The 23,817-nt window shown below is 63.5% G+C and carries 20 protein-coding genes and 1 tRNA gene; 6 read left to right on the top strand and 15 right to left on the bottom strand.

Annotated elements, in window-relative coordinates; translation table 11 throughout:
- Position 1: 1 nt before the first annotated feature.
- On the bottom strand, positions 2-433 hold the full coding sequence (locus ASE89_RS00825; protein ID WP_031396163.1) for a DUF3576 domain-containing protein: 432 nt from the start codon (positions 431-433) through the stop codon (positions 2-4).
- Between the two features lie 247 nt (positions 434-680).
- On the opposite strand from ASE89_RS00825, the gene ASE89_RS00820 reads away from it, so the two are divergent.
- A complete protein-coding gene (locus ASE89_RS00820) occupies positions 681-1,391 on the top strand; it encodes a hypothetical protein (protein WP_236701574.1) in 711 nt (236 codons plus the stop codon).
- 42 nt (positions 1,392-1,433) lie between these two features.
- Here the strand turns inward: ASE89_RS00820 and ASE89_RS00815 are convergent, their stop codons facing one another.
- Positions 1,434-1,946, bottom strand: a complete 513-nt coding sequence (locus ASE89_RS00815) for a thiamine phosphate synthase (protein ID WP_056673168.1) — start codon at positions 1,944-1,946, stop codon at positions 1,434-1,436.
- A 40-nt stretch (positions 1,947-1,986) separates the two neighbouring features.
- Between ASE89_RS00815 and ASE89_RS00810 the strand changes: the two genes are divergently transcribed.
- Together ASE89_RS00810 and ASE89_RS00805 are read left to right on the top strand one after the other, a co-directional pair.
- Positions 1,987-2,667 carry a YggS family pyridoxal phosphate-dependent enzyme gene (locus ASE89_RS00810; protein WP_056675078.1) on the top strand — a complete coding sequence of 227 codons (681 nt, stop codon included), beginning with the start codon at positions 1,987-1,989 and terminating at the stop codon, positions 2,665-2,667.
- Complete coding sequence (locus ASE89_RS00805) at positions 2,664-3,347, top strand: HAD family hydrolase (protein ID WP_056673166.1); 684 nt, start codon at positions 2,664-2,666, stop codon at positions 3,345-3,347. Before ASE89_RS00810 ends, ASE89_RS00805 begins: the two co-directional genes overlap by 4 nt.
- On the opposite strand, the gene ASE89_RS00800 is transcribed toward ASE89_RS00805, so the two are convergent.
- The 5 genes from ASE89_RS00800 to ASE89_RS00780 all read right to left on the bottom strand — a co-directional run bounded on the left by ASE89_RS00800 (position 3,344) and on the right by ASE89_RS00780 (position 9,094).
- Positions 3,344-3,856, bottom strand: a complete 513-nt coding sequence (locus ASE89_RS00800; protein WP_082451168.1) for a YdcF family protein — start codon at positions 3,854-3,856, stop codon at positions 3,344-3,346. The genes ASE89_RS00805 and ASE89_RS00800 overlap by 4 nt on opposite strands.
- Positions 3,853-4,908 (bottom strand): GTP cyclohydrolase II, encoded by a 1,056-nt coding sequence (ribA, locus tag ASE89_RS00795; protein ID WP_056406628.1) that lies wholly within the window; start codon positions 4,906-4,908, stop codon positions 3,853-3,855. The genes ASE89_RS00800 and ribA overlap by 4 nt, the downstream gene beginning before the upstream one ends.
- On the bottom strand, positions 4,905-5,687 hold the full coding sequence (locus ASE89_RS00790) for an exodeoxyribonuclease III (RefSeq protein WP_056673163.1): 783 nt from the start codon (positions 5,685-5,687) through the stop codon (positions 4,905-4,907). The genes ribA and ASE89_RS00790 overlap by 4 nt, the downstream gene beginning before the upstream one ends.
- Before the next feature lie 261 nt (positions 5,688-5,948).
- Entirely contained in the window at positions 5,949-6,569 is a 621-nt protein-coding gene (locus ASE89_RS00785; protein ID WP_031395416.1) for a LolA family protein, read from the bottom strand.
- Positions 6,570-6,778: 209 nt separating this feature from the next.
- Complete coding sequence (locus ASE89_RS00780; RefSeq protein WP_056406624.1) at positions 6,779-9,094, bottom strand: DNA translocase FtsK; 2,316 nt, start codon at positions 9,092-9,094, stop codon at positions 6,779-6,781.
- Positions 9,095-9,237: 143 nt separating this feature from the next.
- Between ASE89_RS00780 and ASE89_RS00775 the strand changes: the two genes are divergently transcribed.
- Positions 9,238-10,452, top strand: a complete 1,215-nt coding sequence (locus ASE89_RS00775) for a UbiH/UbiF/VisC/COQ6 family ubiquinone biosynthesis hydroxylase (protein WP_056673160.1) — start codon at positions 9,238-9,240, stop codon at positions 10,450-10,452.
- Here ASE89_RS00775 and ASE89_RS00770 read toward each other — a convergent pair.
- The 7 genes from ASE89_RS00770 to ASE89_RS21055 form a co-directional block, all read right to left on the bottom strand.
- Positions 10,434-11,066 carry a DUF2238 domain-containing protein gene (locus ASE89_RS00770; RefSeq protein WP_056673157.1) on the bottom strand — a complete coding sequence of 211 codons (633 nt, stop codon included), beginning with the start codon at positions 11,064-11,066 and terminating at the stop codon, positions 10,434-10,436. The genes ASE89_RS00775 and ASE89_RS00770 overlap by 19 nt on opposite strands.
- The gene (locus ASE89_RS00765; protein WP_056673153.1) at positions 11,066-11,254 is read right to left on the bottom strand and encodes a Trm112 family protein; all 189 of its coding nucleotides are present in this window, start codon (positions 11,252-11,254) and stop codon (positions 11,066-11,068) included. The genes ASE89_RS00770 and ASE89_RS00765 overlap by 1 nt, the downstream gene beginning before the upstream one ends.
- Positions 11,251-11,853: an LON peptidase substrate-binding domain-containing protein gene (locus tag ASE89_RS00760; protein WP_031395355.1), complete on the bottom strand. Its 603-nt coding sequence runs from the start codon at positions 11,851-11,853 to the stop codon at positions 11,251-11,253. Before ASE89_RS00760 ends, ASE89_RS00765 begins: the two co-directional genes overlap by 4 nt.
- Complete coding sequence (locus ASE89_RS00755; protein ID WP_056673149.1) at positions 11,850-12,746, bottom strand: tetratricopeptide repeat protein; 897 nt, start codon at positions 12,744-12,746, stop codon at positions 11,850-11,852. Before ASE89_RS00755 ends, ASE89_RS00760 begins: the two co-directional genes overlap by 4 nt.
- Positions 12,747-12,834: 88 nt before the next feature.
- Complete coding sequence (locus ASE89_RS00750) at positions 12,835-16,218, bottom strand: error-prone DNA polymerase (RefSeq protein ID WP_056673146.1); 3,384 nt, start codon at positions 16,216-16,218, stop codon at positions 12,835-12,837.
- Between the two features lie 7 nt (positions 16,219-16,225).
- Positions 16,226-17,731, bottom strand: coding sequence for a Y-family DNA polymerase (locus ASE89_RS00745; RefSeq protein WP_236701640.1), 1,506 nt, complete (start codon positions 17,729-17,731; stop codon positions 16,226-16,228).
- On the bottom strand, positions 17,700-18,497 hold the full coding sequence (locus tag ASE89_RS21055; RefSeq protein WP_056673143.1) for an ImuA family protein: 798 nt from the start codon (positions 18,495-18,497) through the stop codon (positions 17,700-17,702). Before ASE89_RS21055 ends, ASE89_RS00745 begins: the two co-directional genes overlap by 32 nt.
- A 163-nt stretch (positions 18,498-18,660) precedes the next feature.
- On the opposite strand from ASE89_RS21055, the gene ASE89_RS00735 reads away from it, so the two are divergent.
- Positions 18,661-18,735, top strand: a tRNA-Gly gene (locus ASE89_RS00735).
- A gap of 43 nt (positions 18,736-18,778) precedes the next feature.
- Here the strand turns inward: ASE89_RS00735 and ASE89_RS00730 are convergent.
- Positions 18,779-19,420 (bottom strand): hypothetical protein, encoded by a 642-nt coding sequence (locus tag ASE89_RS00730; protein ID WP_156363225.1) that lies wholly within the window; start codon positions 19,418-19,420, stop codon positions 18,779-18,781.
- A 1,033-nt stretch (positions 19,421-20,453) separates the two neighbouring features.
- Here ASE89_RS00730 and ASE89_RS19515 point away from each other — a divergent pair.
- Entirely contained in the window at positions 20,454-23,669 is a 3,216-nt protein-coding gene (locus ASE89_RS19515) for a metallophosphoesterase (protein WP_168427517.1), read from the top strand.
- The last annotated feature ends 148 nt before the right edge of the window (positions 23,670-23,817 follow it).

Raw genomic sequence — 23,817 nt, 5'->3', positions numbered from 1 at the left:
CTCAGCCCGCGATCGAGGCGCGGCGCAGGTCGCGGGCCTTGGTCAGGATGATGTCCTCGAGTTTCTGCGTGGTCGCCGCCTGGACGGGTGCAGACACCCACTGGCCGTTGCGGTTGATCTCGCGCAGTGCCGCGACGCGCACGGCATCGGCGCGCAGGTCCTGGTCGAGGATCGATACCGTTACCTTCATCCGCTCGGCCGGGGTCTGCGGGTTGACGTACCAGTCGGTGACGATGACGCCGCCATTGGAGTCGGTCTGAAGCAGCGGCATGAAGCTTAGCGTGTCGAGCGTCGCGCGCCAGAGATAACTGTTGACGCCGATCGTGGTGATCTTCGACGCGGCCAGATCGGCCTTGGGACGGGCGCTGCCGCCGCCGCACGCAACCAGCGGCAGAGCGGCGAGAACCACGAGGGCGGTACGCGGGCGGAACATCGGCATCATCCTGGCAATAGATCGTCGTCAGCCTCTACAGGGCGGGCCTGCTACCCGCAAGGATGGGGTGGGCGTCTGCAATTCGTCCGGCAACCACGGCGTTCGACCTGTTCTGTGTGTCTGATGCAACACCTTTGGATAATCATTAGGTGCGGATAGCTGACGGGGATCGATCTGTGTTAGCTGCCGTTCAGCGAAGGAATCGTAACAAGATTCGTCTATAAAAGATTCGCAGGGAGTTGTTGTTTTGGTTGCCAAGCGCGTGATGGTCGGGATGTTCGCCGGAGTGGCTGCTGCCGCTGCGGTCTTCGTCGCGCCCGCGTTCGGCGCTTCCGAACAGCAGGTCCGCATCGCCAAGCGCCCGGCGCTGTCGGTGCGGGGCACGGGCGGCTTCACCCCATCGGCGGCGGATCCCCGGCTCGCGGCGCTGTTCGCGCGCGGCGGCTTCGATGCCGGTAGCTTCCGCTTCACCCCGGCCGAAACGCGTCGCGACAATCGCGCCGTCACCGTCGCCGTCCGCGCGCAGACCAACCGTGGTATCGATACCACGCGTCTCGCGACCAGCACCGCGCCGACCGTCGGATTGGCGCCGATCGCGTATAATCTGGGCATGTCGGTCGGCTGGAAGCGGTTTGCGGTGTCGGGCGATCTGGCACGCGTCGATCTGGCCGAGATGCCGGGCAGTCGCAGCTCCGCCGATGTGGCGGTCAGCTATGCGGGCAAGCGGTTCACGGGCAGCGTCAAGGCTGCGGCGGATCGTCCGCTCGCCAATACGCCGCGTCTCGTCGAGGATGCGCCGAGCTATTCGGTCGATCTCGGCGGATCCTATTCGCTCACGCGGAACATCGATGTGACCGCCGGCGTCCGCTATCGGTCGGATCGTGAGCGGTTCGTTCGGCTCGAGGACGATCGTCGCGACAGCCAGGCCGTCTATCTCGGGACCGCCTTCCGCTTCTGATCCGGGCGCAGCTGACCGGCGATAAGCCGTGAACCGCCCCTATCACGTCCACGCATCGATCGCGGCCCAGCCGTGAAAGCCCAATACCCGAAGCCGTCGCCACCGTGCGGCCGTCATACCGCCCAGCGCGATGACCGGCAGGTCGAGTCCGCGTGCAACCCGCAAAGCGGCTGCGGGACCGATCGCTGGTGCCCCCGGATGCGACCGCGTCGGATAGATCGGCGACACGAACAGCGCGTCGGTACCGGCCCGCGCGCCGAGCATCGCCTCGTGCCGATCATGCGCGGGCCAGGTCCGCAGGCTCCCACAGCGGCCGGCGCCATGCACGCCATCGATCCCGGCAAATCCGGGCCGCGCAACCACCACCAGCCGTCGTGCCTGCGCGATGCGGCGGATGCGCAGCGCCAGCGCCCGACGCTGCGCCGGGGGCGTCTGGTAATGGCGGATCACGACCCCTGATCCGGGTGGAATACGCTGCAGCGCATGCCATAGCGCATCGCTCATCCGCTCGTCGGTCATCAGCCAGAGGCGCGGGACGGGGTTTCGGTGCGGCATCTTGCTGCCTATAGCGCCCCGCATGACAGACACGAACGGCATGACCGACGAAACCGACCGCACGCAGCGCCTGGCCGAGATCCGCGCGCGGATCGCCAAGGCTGCCGAGATTGCCGGTCGCAAGCCCGAGGACGTCGCCTTGATCGCGGTGTCGAAGACTCATCCGGCGGCGGCGATCGAACCCCTGCTCGAACAGGGTCAGCGGATATTCGGCGAGAATCGCGTCCAGGAAGCGGCGGACAAATGGCCAGCGCTCAAGGCGCGATACCCCGACGTCGTCCTGCACCTGATCGGGCAATTGCAGTCGAATAAGGCGGCGGACGCGGTCGCGCTGTTCGACTGCATCCATGTCGTCGATCGTCCGTCGCTGGTCACGGCGCTCGGCAAGGCGATGCGCGAGAGCGGACGGCGGCCCGACTGCTATCTCCAGGTGAATATCGGTGATGAGCCGCAAAAGGGCGGCTGTGCGATCGCCGACCTGCCCGCGCTGCTCGACGCGGCCCGCGCGGCCGACCTCCCGGTTGCGGGGCTGATGTGCCTGCCTCCCGCCGACGTCGAGCCTGCGCCCTATTTCGCGCTGCTGGCAAAGCTTGCGCGCGATTGCGGGCTGTCGGGGCTGAGCATGGGCATGTCCGATGATTTCGAGACCGCGGTGACGATCGGCGCGACGCACGTCCGGATCGGCAGCGCACTGTTCGGCGCGCGGGGGCATCGCGCATGACCGGTGCATTCCGGTTCGATGCGCTGCTGTTCGATTTCGACGGTGTGCTGATCGACAGCGAGGCGCTCGGCAACCGGCATATCGCCGAATGGCTGACCGCTGCGGGGCACCCGATCACCCCGGAGGAGTCGATGGCGAACTTCATGGGGCTTGCCGGGCCGCAATTCGTCGACGCGATCGAGCGCTGGATCGACCGGCCGCTGCCCGAGGCGTTCTACGCGGCGCGCAAGGCGGAGGACGACCGCGTAATGGCCGCGGGTATCGATGCGATCGCGGGTGCGGTCGCCTTCGTCCGCGCCTTGCCGGCCGACCTGCCCAAGGCGATCGTCTCGTCGAGCCCGACCCGCTGGATCGCGCGGCACCTCGACCATATCGGCCTGCGCGACGCGTTCGGCGATCATCTCTACAGCGGCCGCGAGCATGTCACGAACGGCAAGCCCGCGCCTGACCTCTATCTCTACGGTGCCGAACGGCTCGGCGTCGACATCGGCCGGACCGCGATCCTTGAGGATTCGCCGGTCGGCGCGACCGGCGCGGTGGCCTCGGGCGGCTATGTCATCGGACTGTCGGCGGGGTCGCATTGCGGGCCGGATCACGGCGCGCGGCTCAAGGCGATCGGCGTCGATGCGCTGGCCGACGATTTCAACGCGGTGGCGCGCGTCCTGCGAGAGGGGGCCTAGGCCCGCCGCCTGCGCAGGATCGCGCCGACGCCCGCGACCAGGTCATAGGGGATCGCCGCAGCCTCGCGTGCGCGCATCTTGATCTGGTAGCGGCGGCTGCCGCCATGTGGGACGTGAATCGCGCTGGCGGGCATCCCCAACATTGCGAACAACATGCGGATGCGCGGTTGGTGATAGCCGTCGGTGCAGATCATGCACTGGGCATAATGCCCCGCGCGGGCGAACCGAGTGGCTGCGACCACGCTCTGCAGCGTATCGAGACTGGCTTCGTCGAGATGGATCCGCGACCGATCGACCGTTTCGGCCAGCCGATCGGCCATCACCGACGCCTCCGACGGACCATGACGGCCGATCGCGCCCGAGCAGAACAGGTCCGCCTCGGTATAGCGTGCCGCTGCCGCGGCCGCGAACGCGATCCGTCGCTTGAGCGTCGGGCTCGGGCTGCCATCCGCACGGACCGCGGCGCCGAACACGACGATCAGCCGCCGCGAGGGAGGTATATCGATCAAAGCTGATGTCCGGTGCGGTCGCGCTTGGTCGCGAGATAGCGGGCATTGTGCGGATTGGCGGGCAGCGCATGGGGGACGCGCTCCGCCACCGTAACACCGGTCGCTTCGAGCCCGGCGACCTTGGCCGGATTGTTGGTGAGCAAACGGACTCGGTTCTGGCCGAGCAGGCTCAGCATCCGCGCGGCAACACCGAAATCGCGCGCATCGATCGCGAAGCCCAGCCGGGTGTTGGCGTCGACCGTGTCGAACCCCTGATCCTGCAGCGCATAGGCGCGCAGCTTGTTGACCAGGCCGATGCCGCGCCCCTCCTGACGCAGATAGAGCAATATGCCCCAGCCGCTGTGCTGGATCGCGTGAATCGCGGCGTGGAGCTGCGGCCCGCAGTCGCATTTGAGGCTGCCGAGCACGTCACCGGTCAGGCATTCACTGTGCAGCCGGACGAGCGGGGCATCGCCGTTCGGCTGCCCGATCAGGAGGGCGATGTGTTCGTCGGCGCTTTCCGGCGAACGGAAGGCGACGATCTCGGCATCCTCCGCACCCTCGACCGGCAGCCGCGCCCGCGTCGCGATGACGAGCCGGGTCGCATCCTCATGCGCGTCGATATCGGCGGCGGTCGCGGTCGCCTCGGGCGCACCGCTGCCCAGGAAGAAGGCGGGCAACAGCCCGGCGATCCGTGCGAGCCGCAGCGCGGCCGCGGCTGCGTCGGGGTGCGGGACGGGCAGGGTGCGGAACGGACCCTTGAGCGGCGTCGCGAGGTCGAACTGCGGGTCGGCAAGCGCGGTCGCCGCGGGGAAATCGATCCAGGGCGCGCGATCGACCAGGACGGGGGCGGTCGGGTCGGCCGCCTCGAGTTGATTGGCGAGCTTCAGCGTCACCGCCCGTCCCGACGAGATCAGCACCCCGCCGGTCGCCGGCGGATCGAATGCCGCGAGCCGGTCCGCGTCCGCCGTCTCGACCGCGAGCAACGTCAGTCCGTCGATCGCGATCGGCCAGCCGCGGCGCAGGGCATCGACCGCGCGGGCCGCGGCGCGCGGATTGGGGCGATCGCTCAAAAGGCGAACTCGGTCAGGATCGGGATATGGTCGGAGGGCTTGAGCCAGCTGCGGCACGGCTCGAAGACGTGATGCGCGATCGCGGCGTCCGCGGCCGCGCCCGTCGCCCACATGTGATCGAGCCGCCGCCCGCGATCGGACGTCGCCCAGTCCTTCGCGCGGTAGCTCCACCAGGTGAACAGCCGCGCAGGGGCGGGATGGAAGCGGCGGCCGAGATCGACCCAGTTTCCCGCCGCCTGGAGCCGGGCCAGCGCCTCGACCTCGACGGGCGTATGGCTGACGACATCGAGCAGCTGCTTGTGACTCCAGACGTCCGCCTCGAGCGGCGCGATATTGAAATCGCCGACCAGGATCGTCGGGCCGCTGAGCGTTTCCGACCAGCGCGTCATCCGCTCGAGAAAGTCGAGCTTCTGGCCGAATTTCGGATTGGCGTCGCGGTCGGGGACATCGCCGCCCGCGGGAATGTACACATTCTCCAGCCGCACGCCGTTTTCCAGGCGCACGCCGACGTGGCGGGCTTCGCTGTTCGCCTGCCAGTCGAACCGGTCGTCGGCGACGATCGGCACCTTGCTCAGGATCGCGACGCCGTGATGCATGCGCTGGCCGTGGAGCACGATATGCTCATAGCCGAGCGCGCGGAACGTCTCGAAGGGGAAGTCGTCGTCGACGACCTTGGTTTCCTGGAGGCACAGGATATCGGGCGCGGCTTCCTTCAGAAAGTGCTCGACGATGGCGATCCGGAAGCGGACCGAGTTGATGTTCCAGGAGACGATTTTCACGCGTGCGATGTAGCGCCGCGTGGGGGTGGCGACAAGGATCGCGCGGCGGCGTGCCGATCAACGAAAAGACCCCCGCTCCGGGGGCGTGGAGCGAGGGCCGACTCAGCGTTCGTCACGCAGGCAGACAATGGGGACACCATCCGGGCAACAGGGGGAAAAATCCCGAATGCCCCACATCCGCGACTCAGCTCCTAGCGCCAGGAACCTGTCGCCGGGATGAATGAAACGACAATGCCGTTCATTTTCAGGAGGTGACCAGACTCACCGCGTCCGGCGCGGGTCGTTCCACCGGAAGGTGTTGTCGCTGACCGGTCCACCGAATTTCTGCTTGGACAGGCGGATGGTGGTCCGGTTGTTCTGGCTGTCGAGCGCGACCCAGCCCTGCAGCATCAGCCCGCCGGGGGCGGCGGCATCGCGTGCGAAGACCAAGGTGATGCGGCCATATTCGGGGTGCTTGGGGTCGTTCGCCTCGACCGAGACGACGCGGTTGTCATAGCCGGGCACCAGCTTGGCATAGCGCGTGATGTCGCGGCTCGGGTCGAGCAGCACGCCGAGCGGCGAATTCTTGATCGGCCAGCGCTGCACCTGCTTCACCGAATAGTCGATGAAGGTCAGCGCGCCGCCCTCGGCCACGATCAGGATCGGCACGCCCTTCTCATACTGGAACCGCAGCTTGCCCGGCTTCTTGAGCGTCAGCACGCCGGTCAGCACCTTGCCGTTGCGATCCGCCTGCGAGAAGTCGGCGGTCATCGTCGTGACCGATTGCAGGTGCTTCTGCACGGCCGCGAGGTCGCCGGTCGCCTGTGCGGCGATCGGCGACGGCACGGCGGCGACCGAGAGGGCGGCGATCGTCGCGATCACCGCGGGGCGGGTGTTGAACATCGAAATCTCCTTGGACGCCGGGCAATGCCGGGCCCGGCTTGAACGGGTTGTGAACTGGGATGCGTGAGGATCGGGTCATCGCCGCCAGAGCCTCCGTCATCCTGGGCTCGACCCAGGATCCAGGATGACGAGCGCCGGACTGCGTGGCTCTGGATCCCAGACCTCGCTGGGATGACGGGCAGGGTGTGGTGGACGCCCCCCTCAACCCCTCAGATCGCATGCCCTTCGGTATCGCGCAGGACCTCGCGGCGTCCGACATGATCGGGCCTGCCGACGATGCCATCCTTTTCCATCCGCTCGATCAATCGCGCGGCCGAGTTGTAGCCGATCCGCAACTGCCGCTGCAGCCACGAGGTCGACGCCTTTTGCGACTCGCAGACCAGCTGGATGGCGTTGCGATATTGCTGGTCTTCCGCCGAATCCTCGCCGGTCGGCGAACCTTCGAGCGTGAAGCCGTCCTCGGGCTCCTCGGTGACCGACGAGATGTAATCGGGCAGGCCCTGCGACCGCCAGTGATCCGCCACCAGCCGGACCTCGTCATCGCTGACGAACGGCCCGTGGACGCGGACGATGCCCTTGCCGCCGGGCATGTAGAGCATGTCGCCCTTGCCCAGCAGCTGTTCGGCGCCCTGTTCCCCGAGAATGGTGCGCGAATCGATCTTCGACGTGACATGGAAGCTGATGCGCGTCGGCAGGTTTGCCTTGATGACGCCGGTGATCACGTCGACCGACGGCCGCTGAGTCGCCATGATCAGGTGGATGCCCGCCGCGCGCGCCTTCTGCGCCAATCGCTGGATGAGGAATTCGACCTCCTTGCCCGCGGTCATCATCAGATCGGCCAGCTCGTCGACGATCACCACGATCTGCGGCAACACGTCATATTCGAGCTTCTCCTCCTCGTACATCGGCGCGCCGGTGTCGGGATGATAGCCGGTCTGCACCTTCCGCCCGAGCGGTTGCCCCTTGGCCTTGGCGCCACGCACCTTGTCGTTGAAGCCGGCGAGGCTGCGCACGCCGACCGACGACATCTGGCGATAGCGATCCTCCATCGTCTCGACCGCCCATTTGAGCGCGCGCACCGCCTTGGCGGGATCGGTGACGACCGGCGACAGCAGATGCGGGATGTCGTCATACATGCTCAGCTCGAGCATCTTCGGATCGATCATGATCATCCGGCACTGGTTCGGGGTCAGCTTGTACAGCAGCGACAGGATCATGCTGTTCAGGCCGACCGACTTGCCCGACCCCGTCGTACCCGCGACCAACAGATGCGGCATCGGCGCGAGGTCGGCGATCACCGAATCGCCCGCGATGTTCTTGCCGAGGATGATCGGCAGCTGCGCGGCCTGATCCTCGAACGTCTGGCTGCCGACGAGCTCGTGGAGCGACACCGCCTCGCGCCGCGCATTGGGCAGTTCGATGCCGATCACGTTGCGTCCCGGGATCACCGCGACGCGTGCGGAGATCGCCGACATGTTGCGCGCGATATCGTCGGCCAGCGCGATCACGCGGCTCGCCTTGATGCCGGGCGCGGGCTCGAGTTCGTACATCGTCACGACCGGGCCCGGCCGCACCTCGATGATCGATCCCTTGACGTGGAAATCGTCGAGCACATTCTCCAGCAGCCGCGCGTTGCGCTCGAGCCCGGCCTTGTCGACGACATTGCCCTGGCTCGGCGGCGACGGCGTCAGCAGGTCGACGCTCGGCAGCGTGTAATTGTCGCGCAGGTCGAGCTGGCGTTCCTTGGGTTTCGCCTGCGACGGCGCGTTCTGGCGATCGGCGATGACGGGCGCGGGGCGTGGATCGGGTTCGGCGATCGCGCGCGGCTCGACAGGCTTGCGCGTCAGCGTCAGCGGCTCGTCCTCGTCGTCAGGCCCACCGACATAGCCGTCGGCCCCGTCATCATAGCCGAGCGCCGGGATCCGGTTGCGCCGGAAGCGCCACTTGCGCTCGCCCAGATCGATCTCGATGCTCTTGCCCCAGACGATCGCACCCGCGATCGCGGCGACCAGGCCGACGGCGCGCGCCGACCAGAGTTCGGCGACCGGCTGGCCCAGGAAACCAAGACCCCAATGCACGGCATTGGCGACCGACAGGCCGATGATGCCACCCCAGCCTGCAGGAAGTGCGAGGACCGACGCGTCGGACACGAAGGCGAGCGCGCTGGCCATCAGCGCGACGCCGAGCGCCGCACCGCGCAGCATCCGTGCCCAGCGTCCGACCGGCAGGTCGCGCCACAGCCGCATCGCAAGGATCGGCCCGACCGGCAGCAGCAGCGCGACGGCGGGGCCGAACAGCGACAGCGCGATATCGGCGAACCACGCGCCCGGCGGGCCGATCAGGTTGGCGGGATAGCCGCCCGACGCGGTGTTCAGCGCCGGATCGCTGGCATGATAGCTGGCCAGCGCCAGCGCCATCAGCAACGTCGCGACGAACAGCGCGATCGCGGCGATCAGCGCGCCGCTGCGCACCGCTCCCGCCTTTACCGTCTCACGCCATAAGGCTGGCTGCGCGCGGCTGGCCATGACCTCAAATCCTTCAATGTGCGAAAATCCGACTTTTCATCGCGCCGAGCGGGTCCGACGTCAAGGCGAGCACGCGACAACACGGGTTAAAGCGACCCCGGATCGACGTTGGCAGCGGCGGGCGGGCGGGATAGAGCGGCACCATGGACACAGATGTACTCATCCTCGGTGGCGGGCTGGTCGGTGCGACGATCGCCGTGGCGCTCGACGTGCACGGCATCTCGACGATAGTGATCGATCCGGCGGACCCCGCGGTCACGCTGGCGCCGGGCTTCGATGGCCGCGCCTCGGCCGTCGCGAGCGCGAGCCACCGGATGCTCGATGCGATCGGTGTCGGCGCGACGCTGGCGGGGCAGGGCTGCGCGATCCGCCAGATCCGCGTCAGCGACGGGCTGGAACCGGGCAAGCTCGATTTCGTCCCCGCCGCGGACGACGGCGCGCTGGGCACGATGTACGAGAACAAGCTGCTCCGTCACACGCTGTTCGATGCCGCGAGCGCGGCGGCGCATGTCGACCTGCGGATGATGACGCGCGCGACCGATCTCGACCGCAGCGCCGCGGGGGTGACCGCGACGCTCGATTCGGGCGCGGTGGTCCGCGCGCCACTGGTCGTCGTCGCCGAGGGGCGCAAGTCGCCGACGCGCGAGGCGGCCGGGATCACGATGGCGCACTGGTCCTATGATCACACCGCGATCATCGCCGCCTTTCATCACGAACGCTCGCATGAGGATGTCGCCTACGAGATCTTCTACGCCAGCGGCCCGTTTGCGCTGCTGCCGCTGCCCGACGATGCGGAGGGGCATCGCTCGGCGATCGTGTGGACGGTCGACACGAAGAACGCCGCAGGGATGCTCAAGATGGGTGACCGCGCGTTCCTCGCCGAAGCGACCAAGCGCATGGGCGGCTTTCTCGGCGAGCTGTCGACGCTGACGCCGCGCTCCTCCTATCCGCTCGGCTTTCAGCATGCCGCCAGGATCACCGACACGCGGCTCGCGCTGGTCGGCGATGCGGCGCACGGTATCCACCCGATTGCGGGACAGGGGCTCAATCTCGGCTTTCGCGACGTGGCGACGCTGGCCGAAGTGCTCGTCGAGGGCAAACGCCTCGGCCTCGACCTCGGCGATGCGGCGCTGCTCGCGCGCTACCAGCGCTGGCGCGGGCTCGACACGTTCATGACCGCGGCCGCGACCGACACGCTGACCCGGCTGTTCGGCATGCCCGGCACGACCGCGAGCGCGGTGCGCCGCTTCGGCATCAGCGCGGTCAACGCGCTACCGCCGCTCAAGGATCGCTTCATGGCAGAGGCGCGCGGCGAGAGCGGCGACCTGCCCAAGCTGCTTCAGGGTCTGACGATCTGACCATCGCCCGTCCGCGCGATCTGGCGTTCGTGCGGGCGGGACAGCAGCATGACGGCGAGTGCGGCGCCGACCAGGCACATCAGCATGTCCCACTGCGTATCCCAGGGGTCGCCCTGCGTACCGAGAAACGCGTCTGCGCCCTCGCCGAGCGAAACCGCCGCACCGAATTCGATCAGTTCGTACAGCGCGCTGATGGCGAGGCAATAGGCCAGGACGGTGATGGTCAGCAGCCGTGGCGACGCGATATGCCGACCCCGGATTAACAGCTCGCGCAGCACGAGCGCGGGGACGAACCCCTGGATCAGGTGACCGAACCGGTCATAGGGATTGCGCGCGAGATGCAGCCAGTCCTGCACCATGAAACCGACCGGGACACGAGCATAGCTATAGGCGCCACCCAGCATCAGCACGAAGCCGTGAAACGCGATCAGGGATAGCGCCAGAGGGGTGAAGGCGAACCGGTGACGCAGCGCCACCAGGATCGGAAAGGCGATCAGGACGGGCGCCACCTCCATCCACCAGGTGGCGCGGTCGAAGGGCGACCATCCCGATGCCGCGAGCCCGATGCTCCAGGCCACCCCGAGAATGACGAGGCGGCGGTCGGGTTTCGCCATCAGGCGGTTGCGGCACCATCGATTGACCGCGCCTCTTCGACCAGCATCACCGGCACGCCGTCGCGGATCGGATAGGCGAGCCCGGCGGCATCGGAGATCAGTTCCTGCGCGGTCTCGTCATAGCGCAGGGGGGTGCGCGACACCGGACAGACGAGGCGTTCGAGCAGCCAGGGATCGAGCCCGCTCATTGCAGCGTCACCTGTTCGTCGCCGTCGTGTCGCCCGAAAAACTGCATCAGCTGGATGATCAATTCGGCACGCGTTTCGATGTCGGGGGCCTCGAGCAGCGCCTGCTTGGCGGCCGAATCGAACGGGGCGATCTGCGCGATGCCGTTGACGAGGCTCTCATCGTCGAGCCGCGCGACCGCGTCCCAGTCGACCGCATAGCCCTGCACGTCGGCAAAGCGACGCGATTCGAGTTCGAGCGACGAGCGTCGGCCGAGCGACAGCGTGTCGTCCTCGATCACCGGCAGCAGTTCTGCCTCGACCTGGCGGAAGGGCGTGGTGACATCGAGTTCGCGGACGATGCGGAACATCGCGACGCCCTCCAGCACGACATTGTACCGGCCGTCCTCCAGCGCCTCGACTTCGGCGATCTTGCCGACGCAGCCCAGTGCGTAGAGCTCTCCATCATCACCGCGCGGCTGGATCATGCCGATCCGCCGGTCGCGCGCCATCGCGTCGCTGATCATTGCCCGATAGCGCGGCTCGAACAGGTGCAGTGGCAACTGCATGCCCGGGAACAGCAGCGCGCCGGGCAGGGGGAAGATGGAGAGCCGGGTCGTCATCCGAACAGGATCGCAGACAGGCGCCGCCGCTGTCCAGAGACCCAGGGATCCTCGAGGCCCACCACCTCGAACAATTTAAGCAGCTGCGTCCGCGCGGCGCTCTCGTTCCAGTCGCGATCCGCGGCGATGATGGCGAGGAAGCTGTCCGCGGCGGCATCGCGGTCGTTCGCCGCCATCTGGCCGTTTGCGAGTGCGAAGCGCGCGGCCAAATCGTCTGGTGCTGCCTCGACCGCGGCGATCAGTGGCGACAGGTCGGCGACCGGGGGTGCGGACTGGGCCAGCGCCAGCGCGGCCTGCGCGCGGTGGATCGCCGGATCCTTGGCGATCGCGGGGTCCAGGTTCGCAAGCCAGTCCGCCGCCTCGTCGAGCTGCCCGGTCAGGACGAGCGCGCGGACGAAGCCGGCATGGACCGCGGGGTGCTCAGGCGCCATGTCGGCGATCTGGCGGAAGATCCCCAGCGCGCGTTCCCCGTCGCCCTCGGCAAGGACCTCCTCACCCATCGCGATCAGCGGTTCGATGTCGGGGGCGTCGGTATTGGCCTCCGCTTCGATCGGCAGCTGCTTGAGCAACTGATCGAGGATCACACGCAGTTGTGAATCGGTGCGTGCGCTGGTCATGTCGGCGACCAGCTGTCCCTGGTACATCGCATAGACGGTCGGGATCGACTTGATCTGGAATTGCGCGGCAATGAACTGGTTCTTGTCGGTATCGACCTTCGCCAGCACGACGCCCTTGTCCGCATAATCGGCGGCGACCTTTTCCAGCGTCGGACCGAGCGCCTTGCACGGCCCGCACCATTCCGCCCAGAAGTCGATGATCACGAGTTTCGTCATCGACGGTTCGACGACATCGCGACGGAACGCCTCGACGGCGTCCTTCTCGGCAGGCGACATTCCAAGCGTGGCCAACATACACTCCCGTATTGAACTCTGCGCTATCTGGGGCGGCGGCGCGGTGATTGCCACCATCTTACCGACACTCTCAATGGAAGTCGCGCGACTTGGGCAGGACACGCACGTCGCGGGGATGCTGCGCGCGCGAGGGTTGCAACAGCGACGTCCGTGAATCCGGACTGCGCGTCGGGACGGAGCGGACCACTTCGTCCGCGCGGCACAATGGTGCATCAAGCGCATGGTCCTCGGACAGGAACCGGAGCATCGCGCTGCGATCCTGGACACTCGATGCGATCAGATGCGTGACGCCCTCCTCGCTGCGCTGGATCACCCCTTCGAGAACCATCAGCCGCGAGGCCATCACCGCGCGGCGGTTCGCCTCGAAATCGCGCGCCCAGATCAGCCCGTTGGTGACGCCGGTCTCGTCCTCGATCGTCACGAAGATCGCATTGCCCTTGCCCGGGCGCTGGCGGACGAGGACGATGCCCGCGACCCTGGCGCGCCGGCCGTCCCTGGTGGCACAGGCCTGCGCGCTCGACAGGATTCCCTCGGCGGCGAAGCGATCGCGCAGGAACGCCATCGGATGCGCCTTCAGCGACAGGCCGGTCGTCTGGTAATCTGCAGCGACCTGTTCGGACAAGGGCATCGCGGGAAGCTGTGCATCGGGTTCGACCCCCAGCTCGGGCACATCGGCGGCGGCGAACAGCGCGAGCTGCCTGGGCGGGGTGCGGCGGACGTCCCACAGCGCCTCGCGGCGGTCCTTGGCGAGCGAGCGGAACGCATCCGCATCGGCGAGCAGGTTCATCGCGCGCTGCGGCAGGTCGGCGCGGCGGGCAAGGTCCTCGATCCCGGTGAAGCGCGCGAGCGTGCGCGCCGCGACGAGATTGTGCGCCCATTCCGCGCGGAACCCGTCGACCTGCCGAAAGCCGAGGCGCAACGATTCCTGCCCGTCCGTGGTACCGGCTTCGAGGCCATTGTCCCACAGGCTCGCATTCACGTCGACGGGCAGCACGGTCACCCCGTGTTCGACCGCGTCGCGCACCAGCTGTGCCGGGGCATAGAACCCCATGGGCTGCGAATTGAGCAGCGCGCAGGTGAACACGGCGGGGTGGAAGCATTTGATCCACGACGAGACATAGACCAGCCGCGCGAAGGACAGCGCATGGCTTTCGGGAAAGCCGTAGGATCCGAACCCCTCGATCTGTTTGAAACAGCGTTCGGCAAACTCCGCCTCATAGCCACGGCGGACCATGCCACCGATCAGCTTGGCCTGGAAATTATCCATGCCGCCGACCTTGCGGAACGTCGCCATCGACTTGCGCAACTGGTTCGCCTCGCCCGGCGTGAACCCGGCCGCGACGATCGCCAGCTTCATCGCCTGTTCCTGGAACAGCGGCACGCCATAGGTGAAGCGCAGCAGCTGCTGAAGTTCGTCGGGCGGACCGAAACGCGGGTGGGGCGAGGGGAAGTCGACCTTCTCCTTGCCGCTGCGGCGGCGGAGATAGGGATGGACCATGTCGCCCTCGATCGGTCCGGGGCGGACGATCGCGACCTGTACGACCAGATCATAGAGTTTGCGCGGACGCAGCCGCGGCAACATGTTGATCTGCGCGCGGCTTTCGACCTGGAACACGCCGATGCTGTCGCCCCTGCACAGCATGTCATAGACACGGTCGTCCTCGGCGACGGCGATCGTGTCGAGCAGGTGATTGCCGTGGCCATGCTCGCGCATCAGGTCGAAGCTCTTGCGGATGCAGGTCAGCATGCCGAGCGCGAGGATATCGACCTTCATCAGCCCCAGCGCGTCGATATCGTCCTTGTCCCATTCGATGAAGGTGCGGTCCGCCATCGCACCGTTGTGGATCGGCACCATTTCGTCGAGCCGTCCCTGCGTCAGCACGAACCCGCCGACATGCTGCGACAGATGCCGCGGGAATTCGAGCAGCCGGTCGACCATCTCGCGAAGCCGCGCGATCTCCGGATTGTCGGGATCGAACCCGGTTTCGGTGAAGCGGCGTTCGTCGAACCGGCTCGAAAAACTGCCCCAGACCGTGCTTGTCAGTTTCTGCGTCACGTCTTCGGTCAGGCCCAGCGCCTTGCCGACCTCGCGCACCGTGCTCTTGGGGCGATAATGGATGACCGTCGCGGCGATCGCCGCGCGGTCGCGACCATAGCGGCGATAGATATACTGCATCACCTCCTCGCGCCGTTCGTGCTCGAAATCGACGTCGATATCGGGGGGCTCGTCGCGTTCGCTGGACACGAAGCGCGAGAAGAGCAGGTCGTATTTCATCGGATCGACCGAGGTGACGCCGAGCAGATAGCAGACCACCGAATTGGCCGCCGAGCCGCGCCCCTGACACAGGATCGGCGGGTCGCAGCTGCGCGCAAATCGGACGATGTCGGAGACGGTCAGAAAGTAATAGGCGTAGTTCTTCTCGCGGATCAGCGTGAACTCCTCGTGGAGCAGCGCCAGCATCCTGTCGGGTACGCGGTCGTCATAGCGTTCGAGCGCGGTCTGCCAGACGAGATGCTCCAGCCAGTCCTGCGCCTCCCATCCCGGCGGGACAGGCTCGTGCGGATATTCGTAGCGCAGGTCGTCGAGCGAGAACGCGATCCGCGCCATCAGGCGGGCGCTTTGCCCCACCGCATCGGGACGATCGCGGAACAGCCGCGCCATCTCGTCTGTGTCCTTCAGATGGCGTTCGCCATTGGCGGCGAGCAGGCGACCGGCCTTGTGGATGCTGGTGCCCTCGCGGATGCAGGTGACGATGTCGTGCAGGTCGCGGTCGTCGGGATAGGCATAGAGCGCGTCGGTGGTCGCGAGCACGGGTATGCCCGCGGCGTCGGCGAGCCGCGCCAGCCGTGCCAGCCGCCGCCGATCGCGTCCGCCGCGCGGCATCGTCACGCCGAGCCAGACACAGTCCGCCCCCAGCCGCTTCACCGCGTGGAGGACGCTCGACAGGTCGCGGTCGCGGCGTTCGGGCAGCGTGTCACCGTCGGGCAGCGGCGAGACGGCCGTTGCGCCCCGTGCGCTGCTCTCGGGCATCACCACGAGCATCATGTCGGCATGATGCGCGATCAGGTCGCCGAGCCCGAGGATGCAGCCGCCTTTTTCGGCGCGTCGGTTGCCGACCGTCAGCAAGCGGGTCAGTCGCCCCCAGCCACGCCGGGTCGAGGGATAGGCGACGATGTCGGGGGTCCCGTCCTCGAACACCAGCCGCGCCCCGACGATCAGCCGGAAGTCGATCGGCGGCAGCATCATCCCCAGCAGTCCGTCTTTGGCCTTCTTCAGCGCCTGGTGCGCGCGGACCACGCCGGCGACGGTGTTGCGGTCGGCGATGCCGATGCCGCCAAGGCCCAGCTCGACTGCGCGACCCACCATGGTTCCGGCATCGCTCGCGCCGTCGAGGAACGAGAAATTGGTCGCCGCAACGAGTTCGGCAAAGGCGGAATCGGCAAAGGCGGTCACGGCGCGGTCATGCGAAGACGCCGTGGAGATACCAGCGCGGGGTCTCGACCTCCGAATACAGGCCGTGCCGGAAGATCCAGAAGCGGCGGCCGCGGCGATCCTCGACCCGGTAGTAATCGCGCGTCGGAATGTCCTGACGCCGCCACCATTCGCCTGCGATGCGTTCGGGGCCTTCGCTGTGCGCGACGTCGTGGACGGTGCGGCGCCAGCGGAACCGGTGCGGCGGACCGTCCGGAACCTCGGCCATCATCGATTCGATCGGGTGCGGCGGATCGAACAGATAGATCGGGCGCAGCGGCGGTTCGCCCGATTCGGGGGCGGCCCACGGTGCCGGGCGCGCACTGACCGCGGCGGCGTCCGCCGCCGGCAGCATCAGTTCGGCCTGTTCGGGGATATGGCTGTCGCGCGCCGCGAACCGCCTTACCCGTGCCCGACCGAGCCGCGTGCCGAGCTGGTCGACGAGTTGCGCCACGTTCCGGTTCTGGCCATCCCGGTCCTGACCGTCTCCCTTCTGCCCGCCCTCCAGTTTCAGCTGAGTCGCATCCAGTCGTTCGGCGAGCGCGATGTCGAGGCGGATCAGGTCATAGCCGAAGCCGGGGTCGAGCGGGTCGGCGAGACTGTCGATCCGTTCGCGGAACAGCCGCATCAGCACGGCGACGTCGCGCGTCGGCTGGCCCGTCTCGATCCGCAACCGCTGGACAAGCCCATCGGCGCGAAACAGTCTCGCCTCCCAGCGCCTGCCACCCTCATGGCGTTCGGCGAGCTGGATCCCGGCCTCGGTCGCAAGCTCAGACAGGATCTCGAGCGCATAGTCGGTCCGCGCGATCGGCTCGGCAAAGCGGCGTTCGACGCCGATCCGTGCGATCGTCTGCCGCGGCACGATCGGGCCTTTCACCGTTCCGTCGAGCCTGCGGATCATCATCGCGGCGTCTTCGCCGAATCGCGCCGCGATCACGCTGAGCGGGCGTGCCATCACGTCGCCCACGGTCTTCAACCCGGCGCGCGACAAGGCGGTCGTCGCATCGTCGTCGAGGCCGAGTGCTGCGACCGGCAGGCGCTTCACCGCGCGGCGTTCGTCGGGGGCAGGGGCCCCTGCGAACCGCGCAAGCGCCCGCGCGGTATCCGGCGTGTCGCCAAAGGCATGCCGCACCAGCAGGCCGCGGCGGGCCAGCCGTTCCTCGAGATCGGCGGCAAGCCGGCGCTCTCCCTCGAATTCATGGACGCAGCCCGCGATGTCGAGGATCAACCCGTCAGGGGCATCGAGCGCGACGGACGGGGTATAGCGCTGACATCCGTCCGCCAGCCGCTCGAGCCATTCGTGATCGGCATGCGGATCATGCTGATAGGTTTCGAGTCCGGGCACGCGCGCCCGCGCATCGGCAAGCGTCAGCCCGGGTTCGAGCCCGGCGCGAAGCGCTTCGCGGTCGAGCGACTTGAGCCGTACCCCGCCCGCAACCGTCTCGACGAACGCGATCGGTGCCTCAGCCCGTCCGACGAACAGATGGGGGCGCATCGTCCGCAGCCGCTCGATCGGCAACCATGGGAATACCAGCGCCAGATAGCGGCGCGGTATCGATGCCGGTTTCAATGTCGGGTTGGGGGAGGGCTTGTTCGAAGTCATACGCGTCACGATTCCACTCCACGCGCCAGCGCAGGCCGGCCTGGCCTCCGCGTCGACGCAGCAATTCGATATCGAAGGCCGGCTTGCCCGGGGCGTCCGCGTCCAGCGGTTGCGACCGGCACGATGTCACCTGCCAGCGCGTCGCGGCGGCGCTGGGCACGGGGGCCGCATCGATCCTGAGGCTGAGGATGGTCACGCCCGAGGTTTCCGCGGCCAGCATCAGTCGACGCGTCGCCGTCAGGTCGATGCTCGCCGCCCGACCCCAGGATTCGATGACCAGCGTTCCCAGCCCCTGGCATCGTGCGGCATCCGCGGCGGTGCGCAACAGGCTGGCCTCGTCATCGACCAGCGCGAGCACCAGCGACGATACGTCGAGCCCCATTTCCACCAGACCGTTCGCATGGAGTCGCCCGCCCTGGCGCTCGCTCGCCTCGGTGCGCAGCCACAATAAAGGCACCGCTCGCGCGGCCAGAGTCGTGGCGACCGCGAAACCCGCGGCGCTTGCCGAATCGTCGACCGACGCGAAGATCTCGTGCAGCTGCGCCTTGGCCATGCCCTCGGTCATCCAGGCCTCGACCGCCCGGCCATCGCGCTGCGATGGCAGGCCGGTCGTCGCAATCCGCTTGAGGCGGGCGATCAGGGCGGTCGAGTCGTTCACAATTGTTCTTGTAATGTTCTATTGGGGGAGTCGCCAAGGACAATCTTCGCGATGGTCGCTGCAAATTTTGCAAAGAAGGCGCTTGCCGGATCCGAAACCCCGGGCTAATAGCGCGCCTCACCCCGCCACCGTGTCGTTACTGACCGGCGGCACAGGCGCCAGAGCGGGCGTAGCTCAGGGGTAGAGCACAACCTTGCCAAGGTTGGGGTCGAGGGTTCGAATCCCTTCGCCCGCTCCAGTTTTCCAGTGGGTTCCCCACTGGATCCCCACTAAGGGGGACATTAGGGGTCCGTCATGGTGGCCTCACCTACCTCCTCCATCGTATCTTTAACCGAATCGGATCGTAGCGGATCGTCGGGTGACTTGCATGCGTCGATGTCGCTATCGAGCGCGTTCGCTACTAGCGTCGCAAACTCTGCCTTCTCCTTGGAGGTTAGTTCAGCCAAGCCTGCTGAGGCTTTTATATCGCGTAGCTGGCGCTCCGCCTCTGTGTGCAGCGCACACGCCTCTGCGGAGGCCGCTAACGTCTCTTGATACGCGAGCTGACTGAGGCGGCGTAGTTGCTCAGCTCGATATGAGCGAAGAGCAGCTAGCAGTCTTTCCACGTCCGCACCCGGTGGAGGTGCAAAGCCAGGAATGGTAGTGGTCAGTTCAGAGGATCGAATGAGGAGATTGGCGCTCGACGCATTCAGTTGATCGCGGTCAGCAATGATCCCCTGCTCGGCCGAGTCTATGCGATTTAGGATTCCCTGCTGAGTGATGACGAGCCGTTGGGCTTGCTCCGACGTAGCACGTAGCTGTGGGGGGACCTGCGCTACGCTGATAGCGTTGCAGAATGAGATAGCGAAGGCGATCGCTGCTGTTGTACCCGGTATCAACTGGCGGCGGCGGCGGCGGCGGCGGCGATCTCGTAGCATATGCATCGTTGCCTGACCCCTTGTGCGTTAAGCATAGAGGCGGCGGCTTGAAGCCGGGTGTTCGAAACCCCGGCAAAGCTCAAGGCGCAGACGCCTTTGGACCCTAAGGCCTTGGACATGCGCGCCCGCCACCCGGCCGCAGCATGACTGTGACCGGAGGCTTTGCTCGGGAGGTTTCGACGCCTCACTCCCGAGTGACGCGGGAGCAAGGCAACCTTAGAGGGTAACTGATACTGCCAACAAGAGGGTAATAATCGCGATCAACTAGATTGCGATTTTTCTCTCTTAATGTACAATTTTAAGACCTTAAGAGAAATAGAAAGCATAGCTTAGCGGAAGGGTAGTACCCATATTACCATACTCATTCTTATAAGCATTGAGTATCGCAAAAATGCCTCGGGGAAAATTTTTCCCTTTTAAGACGCCATTATATTTCAAAGCGAAAATTTCTGTGAGTACGCCACCTTTTACGTAGCACCATAAAAAATGACCATTAGCTCAGAGACGACCTATTTGACGAAATAAGAAAATCTAAAAAAGCAGACATCTTGATTTACAATTGATCTAAGCACGATTTTGAGCAGAATAGGGTCGGGTTTAAAAATATTTATTTACACCGGCTCACAAAGAATAAGGTAGTAACCTAAAATTGACAAAAACGTGGTCAACGCGGAAAAAAGACTTTATTGCTAGTGGCGCAATTACTTGCGAAACAACATAGCTTCGTCTTGCAGGCCACCTTTAATAATTGAGAATGGCCGGTTTCGGGCTGGTGTCAAATTGGTGTCTGCATCAGCTGATAGCTGGAATGGGTAGGAAAGCGGAACGGCGGCTTTCGGGTAGGTGGGGGCAATAGTTGCGATAGCTAGGCGGCTGTTTTTTTACCGGCTACCTCCCGCTCAACCTTCCACCACGAAAAGTGATGCGTTTTCAGGCACTTAGTGGAATGCATCGTGATTGAACCAACATACTGCCAATTATGGCATTTTTTATTGCGATAATTCGGCGTTCAGGTGACGATGCGTCAACAGGAGGGGTTATGTCGTTGAAGATATTGCATCTGTCAGATTTGCATTGGTCACCGTGGTCCGCAAAGGATCTTGAAATCGTTATAGATGCCCTCTTGATCGACCTTAAAAGAATGCGAGTCGAGAAGGGTTTGGAACCTGAGATCATTATCTTTAGTGGCGATTTAGCTATGGGGGGTGACGACAGCAGCTGGTTTCAAGGGGGGTATGACGCGCTCATAAAGCCGCTAATGGCCCAGACGGGCGTTCCTATTGATCGAGTTTTTTTAGTTCCCGGCAATCACGACATTGCTCGCGAAGAGGTCAGAGCGCGACCAAGTATCGAGCAATTCTATAAAGGTAAGCTGATAAGCAAGGAATCGATAAACGATTTTATCGATCGGCCGTCGAAGGCCGGTGACGAAAAAGAGTTATCCTTGCGCAGAATGAGTAACTTCTATGATGCTCATGACTCATATCATCCGTCAGCGATTTCAGCCACTGAATTTCTTAGAACATTTGAATTTACTCATCCCGAGTGCAGCGTAGGGGTCGCCTGCTTCAATACAGCTTGGCGGGCCAGTGGAGAGTCCGACAACAGAGATTATGGAAATCTGTTACTCGGTGAACGGGCGATAGATCAAGCGCTAAAGGATATTGGACACTGCGACTTCCGTATTGCAATTCATCATCATCCCCTCGATTGGCTTGTAGAAGCCGATCGAGCAGCAACTGATTTTCTTACCCGCAAGTCTTTTCACCTGTCTTGCTGTGGGCATGTGCATACCTCTCGTCCTTCAATGTCGAGGGACGCAGCCGGTATTTGCATATTGAGCCAAGCGGGTAGCGTTTACGATAAACGAGAGTGGTTCAATGGTTACCAGTTTATCGAGATCGACCTTCCTAGCAGAGACTATAAATTTACGGTGCGTGAATACATTGACAAACAGCGCCGGTTTGACGCTGCTAATACGGTGTGTGACGGCGGCGAAATGACGCTAAGTAACGTGCCGCAGGGTGATGAGCGCAGGACTGATCAAGTTGAGCTGTTTATGCGGGCCAATCGCAATGGTTTGCGAGATACTGTTGCGGCTCACCTGAACTTTGTCGGTCAACCGGCTATGTCAGCTGAGCAAGTTATTCGTCAGTTTGTATCACCACCATTTATGGAACGGGCTGCTAAGAGCCTTGATAAGGAAGTTGGTGAAGGTAAGTCGCTAAATCGCAAGGCGCTTTCTGATATTTTGGCTAGCAGAGACAATACCCTGTTTGTTGGTAGAAATCAGTCAGGAAAAACAAGTCTCGCGTACTTCATCGCTTATCAAATCGCCTTCGATAATTGGACAGTCGACCGTTCCATACCGGTATATATTGATGCTCGGACGTTCACGTTTAACAAGTATGGCTACAAAAAAGCTGTAACTAATCTTTATGATATGGTTCCAGCTGGTTTTAACATCGAGAAAGCCATTGAAAGCGGTTATTTCACTTTCATATTTGATAACGTTGAGGCAAATGAGGTAATTCTCGAAAAGCTGGCAGCCAATGTAGAGTTATTTAAAAATAATCGATGGATTATAGTAGGCGAGCCGAACTCAGATGGCATATCTCCTGACCGTCTTTTTAATGAGCAGTTGCCGTCATTTACTAAGTTACAAATTCGCCCGCTAAATCGCGGTGCAATTAGAACGCTCTCAAAAAGGTGGTGTGAAGGAACTACTGAAGATGCGAAGGTGGCGTACAACTTAGTAATGTCTCAGATCGTGCGGGACGGTCTTCCAAGGACTCCATATATGGTGTCGCTTCTACTTTGGGGGCTTCATCAGACTAAAGAAATGGTAAAGATAAATGAAGCGATATTGCTTGGCAATATCATTGATCACCTTATCGGAAAAGCGGATTTTCGCCTGTCGCGGCGGGGCGCGCTTCATCCCGTTGGCAAAGAGATAACCCTACAAAACCTTGCCAAGTTTCTTAAAGATAAGGGTGGATCAGCTGACGAAAACGAGGTTGTTACTTATTTGATTGGATTCTTCGATAAGAAAAAGCTGTCTTTTCTGGGGGGTGACGTTCTCGATAAGCTTGTTTCCTGTGGAATACTAAAGCGTGACGGAGACTTAATCGCTTTCAAGTATCCATGTTTTCAAGACTATTTCTATGCTCAGCTACTGCGGAACGACAGAGGTCTTCTAGACTTTCACATGAGCGGGCTGAACTTCCTAGAGGTTCGTAGAGAGATTGAATTGCTAGCCGGTATTCGCCAGCAGAATGACGATCTCATAGCGTCAATAATTGAAACAATCGACGCGCGTGTGCCTGAAAAATTCTCGAACCAGTCGGTGGCGGCGTTCGATTTGATCGCCGAATCCAGATTAAAATCGGGAACGACCCGTGCAGACCTTGGGCGTATAAGGCGATCCCGGTTATCCGACGAGCAAGTCGACGAAATGATGGATGAGGCTGACCGGCGCGCGCTGGGTCGCGGGGATCGACCGGTTAGTGAAAGTCTCGACCGAGCTGACGGTAACATCGAAATTGCTGCGAAGGAGCGTGAGGCGGACGCTATCGCGAACGATCGAGATCAGGGTGATGGCCCCATACGCCCGGCTACGCACATGGCAGCGATCGATACGCTCGCGAGGATCGTTCGGAATTCAGATTTTACGGATTATGACCGTAAGGGCCCCGCGGCACGGCACGTTGTTCAAAGCTGGGTTAGGATCTTTCTCCTAATTCTTGAAGAACTATCTGCTGTGCTCTCCAACATCGGCGAGAAAAGCGGCGAGAAGCTGAGTGATGACGAGTTCGCGGCAATATCATATATTATGTCAAAGTGGATGCTAAACTCGGTCGGTGAAGCGTTGATTGGACACCTTTCTTCTCCCGCAATGAACGATACATTGTTGACGATTTTAGACGATGAGGACGTTGGCTCTGGTGAAAAGATGCTTCTACTATTTATGTTAGAAGAAGCCGATGTTCCTGGATGGCAGGAGCGATGGGGAGCAGTCATTCGCGACAAGGCAAGTTCGGGCTTCATGATAGACTCATTCGTTGAGCGTCTAATGTCCGTGTGTGGCAGCAAAGCACTGGATGACGCTCAATTTATACGCGTAGGCAGTGTCGTTGATGAGGTTGAGCATCGATTAGGGTGGACGAACGACAAGAAGGTTGCCGTAGTCGAAACCATCCGAAGTGCTGCCGCGCTAGCCTCGGTCAACGAGGGACTTACGCTCGTTGACGACTGATACAACGGATCCTCGAACCTTATCGAATGAGTCGAAACCCGTAGCTATATCGGAGCCGCCCGCTTCTGATACACAGTCGATTGACTGGGAAAGCGGCATGTTATCGTTGTGTCGTAATGGCGGGGTTTCGAGCTACGTTTCTAGTATA

The sequence above is a fragment of the Sphingomonas sp. Leaf30 genome (assembly GCF_001422525.1).
GTDB lineage: Bacteria > Pseudomonadota > Alphaproteobacteria > Sphingomonadales > Sphingomonadaceae > Sphingomonas > Sphingomonas aerolata.
Note: the sequence above shows the minus strand (reverse complement) of the source record. Positions and strands in the feature narration are given on the sequence as shown.

Coding starts and splice junctions, on each gene's coding strand:
- ASE89_RS00775 (WP_056673160.1), top strand. CDS start 9,238: ATGGACACAGATGTACTCATCCTCGGTGGCGGGCTGGTCGGTGCGACG.
- ASE89_RS00810 (WP_056675078.1), top strand. CDS start 1,987: ATGACCGACGAAACCGACCGCACGCAGCGCCTGGCCGAGATCCGCGCG.
- ASE89_RS00780 (WP_056406624.1), bottom strand. CDS start 9,094: ATGGCCAGCCGCGCGCAGCCAGCCTTATGGCGTGAGACGGTAAAGGCG.
- ASE89_RS00785 (WP_031395416.1), bottom strand. CDS start 6,569: ATGTTCAACACCCGCCCCGCGGTGATCGCGACGATCGCCGCCCTCTCG.
- ASE89_RS00755 (WP_056673149.1), bottom strand. CDS start 12,746: ATGTCGCCTGCCGAGAAGGACGCCGTCGAGGCGTTCCGTCGCGATGTC.
- ASE89_RS19515 (WP_168427517.1), top strand. CDS start 20,454: ATGTCGTTGAAGATATTGCATCTGTCAGATTTGCATTGGTCACCGTGG.
- ASE89_RS00825 (WP_031396163.1), bottom strand. CDS start 433: ATGTTCCGCCCGCGTACCGCCCTCGTGGTTCTCGCCGCTCTGCCGCTG.
- ASE89_RS00745 (WP_236701640.1), bottom strand. CDS start 17,731: ATGCGCCCCCATCTGTTCGTCGGACGGGCTGAGGCACCGATCGCGTTC.
- ASE89_RS00760 (WP_031395355.1), bottom strand. CDS start 11,853: ATGACGACCCGGCTCTCCATCTTCCCCCTGCCCGGCGCGCTGCTGTTC.
- ASE89_RS00805 (WP_056673166.1), top strand. CDS start 2,664: ATGACCGGTGCATTCCGGTTCGATGCGCTGCTGTTCGATTTCGACGGT.
- ASE89_RS00765 (WP_056673153.1), bottom strand. CDS start 11,254: ATGAGCGGGCTCGATCCCTGGCTGCTCGAACGCCTCGTCTGTCCGGTG.
- ASE89_RS00770 (WP_056673157.1), bottom strand. CDS start 11,066: ATGGCGAAACCCGACCGCCGCCTCGTCATTCTCGGGGTGGCCTGGAGC.
- ASE89_RS00730 (WP_156363225.1), bottom strand. CDS start 19,420: ATGCATATGCTACGAGATCGCCGCCGCCGCCGCCGCCGCCGCCAGTTG.
- ASE89_RS00815 (WP_056673168.1), bottom strand. CDS start 1,946: ATGCCGCACCGAAACCCCGTCCCGCGCCTCTGGCTGATGACCGACGAG.